The following is a 2,900-nucleotide window of genomic DNA, read 5'->3' on the forward strand; positions in this document are numbered from 1 at the left end:
CGAATCGGGCGATGACCAAATTCATCGCCCGATTCGCGTTTTCACACCCCTAGCCGACTTTGAAAAACGCTACTTTCCGGGTCAGGCGGTCCGCCAGCTGCGCCAACTCTTCGCTGGCGGTTGCCACCTGTTGCGAGCCACTGGCGGATTTGAGCGTCGAGTCGTGGATGCTGTTGATGTTCATGGCCACGTCCTCTGCGACCGAGCTTTGCTGAACCGCAGCGCTGGCGATCTGCGCATTCATGTGGTTGATTGCGCCCACCTCCTGATTGATTCTGGACAACGCACTTTGTGCATTGCGCGTCTGGTCGACGGCGCGATTGACCAGCTCACAGCTGTCACGCATGTTCTGCGCTGCTGTTTCAGTGCCTCCTTGCAGCGTGCTGATCATGCTTTGAATCTCCTGGGTCGACTGCTGGGTACGATTCGCCAGGGAGCGAACCTCATCAGCGACTACTGCAAAGCCACGGCCATGTTCGCCTGCGCGGGCTGCTTCGATGGCGGCATTGAGCGCCAGCAGGTTGGTTTGCGAGGCGATCGAGTTGATCACCTCAATGACGGTTTCGATCTGCTCGCCGTGCCTGGACACTTGCTCCACAGTGCTGGTTGTTTCAGTCAGCGTGGCTGCCAGTTGCTCGATGGCAACTGTGGTGCCTTCGACAAGGCTGTTACCGGTTGCCACTTCGCTGTCTGCCAGGCGTGCCGCGTCGGCGGCCTGCGCTGCATAGCCCGAAACTTCATTGACCGTCGCGGCCATTTGACTGATGGCGGTTGCCACCTGCTCGGCTTCACGGGTCTGGACCATGATCTGTGCATTGTTGGCCGATGAGGCCGCCAGCAGCACCGTAGATGACTGGCTGACCTCCTGAGCAGCCATCCTTACCTCGGTGATGGTCTCCGAGAGACGACCGAGCGCGGTGCCCAGTACGCCCATGACGCTGTCTGGATGCGCCGTGCTGATGGTTTGCTGCAGATCGCCCGCAGCCAATCGGCGAATGGCCTGCGCAACCTCCACCGGCTCCGCGCCAAGTGTTCTTTTCACAAAGCGAATGATGAGAACCGACAGCGCAATGCTCAGCACTGCGGCGAAAGCCGTAGCCAGCAACATCAGGCCACGGAACTGGCTGGCCGTTGCCTGCACGTCATCCAGTTGAACCCTGATCGCGGCTTCCTCGTGGTCAATGAGGGCGTTGATGCGTTTCAGCCACTCGCTGTAGTCACCTGAGGTCTGGCGCAGCAACAATGCCTGGGCACCGGCAATGTCTCCCGTGCGGCGCAAGGCAATCACGCTTTTGGTGGAACCCAGCGTCTGCTGTTCGATTTCCTTGATCCCACGCAGTAGTTGCCTTTCCTCGGCAGTGACGGTCGGACTCGAGAACAGCTGATCCATCGGTGCTGCCGAGTCGATATAGTCTTTTTCAAGGCGGGTCATCTCTGCCAGATGAAGTGCCAGGTCCTGATCATTGTTGACCAGCACTGCATCGCGCAGGGCGATTGCCCGGTTATGCACGCTGCCACGAAAGTTGATCGCATAGCGCTGCACCTTTGCGGCGTTGTTGCTCACGTCTTCCAGGGTGCTGTCAATGAAGCCAACCCGCTGAATACCGACGGCTGTGATCAATATGAGCAGGGAAACGACTGCGGCAAACCCCAAGCCGATGCGGGTAGCCAGAGAAACCGGATTTTTCATGGAAGGAACTCGAACGGGGAAGTCGGGAAAGTCGAATCAAGCAATGGCAAACGGCCATTCATTGCGAATGGCCGGACAGTATCGTCCATTTTATCGGCTGCCCAATAGATATTTGCGTGCAGCGAGATAGGCAGGTGTTATTGCATAAGTATGTGACGTTGCGAAGGCGTCGATGACGGCATCAGAGCGCTTCCGCCCGGAAGGGCAATCCGCCACCGGGAACGGATTCCAGTGCGTCCGTCAGACGAACCCGGTCACCCCATGCGGCACATACGGAGCCTCAAGGCGTTTGATGTCTTCATCGCTGAGCACCAGCGCCAGTGCAGCAATGGCATCGTCCAGCTGAGCGGCTTTGGAGGCACCGACAATCGGTGCCGATACCCCTCGTTTGGCCAATACCCAGGCCAGTGCAACCTGCGCCATCGGTACGCCTCGTTCTGCCGCGACCTGCTCCACGACATCGATTACCCGACCGTCTTCCTCTTCCGTGGCCTGGTAGAACGACTGACCGGAAATGTCGCTTTTCGTCCGTTCGGTCTGCTGACCGTGAGGCCTGGTCAACCTGCCACGCGCCATAGGGCTCCAGGGCATCAGGCCGACACCTTGATCGATACACAGCGGGATCATCTCGCGTTCTTCTTCGCGATACACCAGGTTCAGGTAGTTCTGCATGGAGACAAACCTGCTCCAGCCGTGCGCGGCGGCCACCTGCTGGGCCTTGGCGAATTGCCATGCATACATGGATGACGCGCCGATGTACCTGGCTTTGCCGGCCTTGACCACGTCGTGAAGGGCCTCCATGGTTTCTTCAATCGGCGTGTCATAGTCCCAGCGGTGAATCTGGTACAGGTCGACGTAGTCAGTGCCAAGCCGTGCAAGGCTTGCATCGATACTGGACAGGATGGCTTTGCGCGAGAGCCCTTTCTCGTTGGGCCTTGTCGAGCCTTCCCACATGTTTGCCGGGAAGAACACCTTCGTTGCGATCACCGTCTCGTCGCGACGGGTGAACTCCTTCAGCAACTTTCCGACGATGGTTTCCGAGGTGCCTGCCGAGTAGCTGTTGGCGGTGTCGAAGAAGTTGATGCCTTGCTCGACGGCATGCCTGATGATCGGTCTGCTTGCTTCTTCGCCCAGTGTCCAGGGATGCGTTCCGGCATCAGGTTCGCCGAAGGTCATGCATCCAAGGCACAGTCTGGAAATATCCAGACCT

General features: G+C 58.6%; 2 protein-coding genes. Both read right to left on the reverse strand.

Annotated elements, in window-relative coordinates; genetic code table 11:
• Positions 1–49: 49 nt before the first annotated feature.
• Positions 50–1,690 (reverse strand): methyl-accepting chemotaxis protein, encoded by a 1,641-nt coding sequence (locus ALO80_RS11405; protein ID WP_054988444.1) that lies wholly within the window; start codon positions 1,688–1,690, stop codon positions 50–52.
• A gap of 240 nt (positions 1,691–1,930) precedes the next feature.
• Positions 1,931–2,900, reverse strand: a 970-nt coding sequence (locus ALO80_RS11410) for an aldo/keto reductase (protein WP_083493242.1), incomplete at its 5' end; no start/stop codon positions are given.

The sequence above is a fragment of the Pseudomonas caricapapayae genome (genome assembly GCF_001400735.1).
In the GTDB taxonomy this organism is placed as follows: Bacteria; Pseudomonadota; Gammaproteobacteria; order Pseudomonadales; family Pseudomonadaceae; genus Aquipseudomonas; species Aquipseudomonas caricapapayae.

Excerpts from the sequence above, each read along its gene's own strand:
- ALO80_RS11405 (WP_054988444.1), bottom strand. The coding sequence starts at position 1,690 with ATGAAAAATCCGGTTTCTCTGGCTACCCGCATCGGCTTGGGGTTTGCC.